This window comes from Vibrio sp. 1562 (assembly GCF_033340155.1).
GTDB classification, from domain to species: Bacteria; Pseudomonadota; Gammaproteobacteria; order Enterobacterales; family Vibrionaceae; genus Vibrio; species Vibrio alginolyticus.
Window position 1 is genome coordinate 1 of the sequence record NZ_JAWOVY010000477.1, and the last position, 630, is coordinate 630.

2 protein-coding genes are annotated in these 630 nt (G+C 43.2%); both read right to left on the bottom strand.

Features of this window, described 5'->3' with window-relative positions:
* On the bottom strand, positions 1-226 hold a 226-nt coding region (locus R7Z49_RS25920), incomplete at its 3' end, for an NUDIX domain-containing protein (RefSeq protein WP_318112539.1).
* A 75-nt stretch (positions 227-301) separates the two neighbouring features.
* A partial coding sequence (locus tag R7Z49_RS25925) for an SEC-C metal-binding domain-containing protein (protein ID WP_318112541.1) occupies positions 302-630 on the bottom strand: 329 nt, incomplete at its 5' end.

Below are 630 nucleotides of genomic sequence, written 5' to 3' on the forward strand. Positions count from 1 at the left end.
AATCGTATTCAAGGTGTTCAAACGGTGCTTGTTCAATCACTCGAATCCCCACTTCCTCTTCAAGCTCACGAACCATCGCTTGTTCAACTGTTTCTCCTAGCTCGACTTTACCGCCCGGAAACTCCCAAAAACCACCTTTATGTTTATCATCAGGACGTTTAGTAATAAAGATTTGCGACTTATCTTGATTGAAAATGATCGCTGCAACAATGTGAATTCTTTTCATGGATATTTACCTAGGATCTATCGATACAAAAAGAGCCGCCTAAGCGACTCTTTCTTATTAAGTTATCAAGTTAGATTAATTGATCTGACCGTGACACTGCTTGTATTTCTTGCCACTACCACATGGACAAGGTTCGTTTCGACCTACTTTACGCTCATCACGAACAACAGGTTGATTTGAGCCCTCAGACTCTTCACCATCAGCCAACTGATTTTCCGCAGCTGCATGCTGAGCCTGCGCACGACGAGCAGCTTCTTCTGCTTGTGCACGACGTTGCTCTTCCATACGCTCAACTTCTTCTTGCTGTTGAACGCGGACACGAGACAGAACAGTAATAACGTCAGTCTTTAGCGCTTCAAGTAAACCTTCAAACAATTCAAACGATTCACGTTTGTACTCTTGTT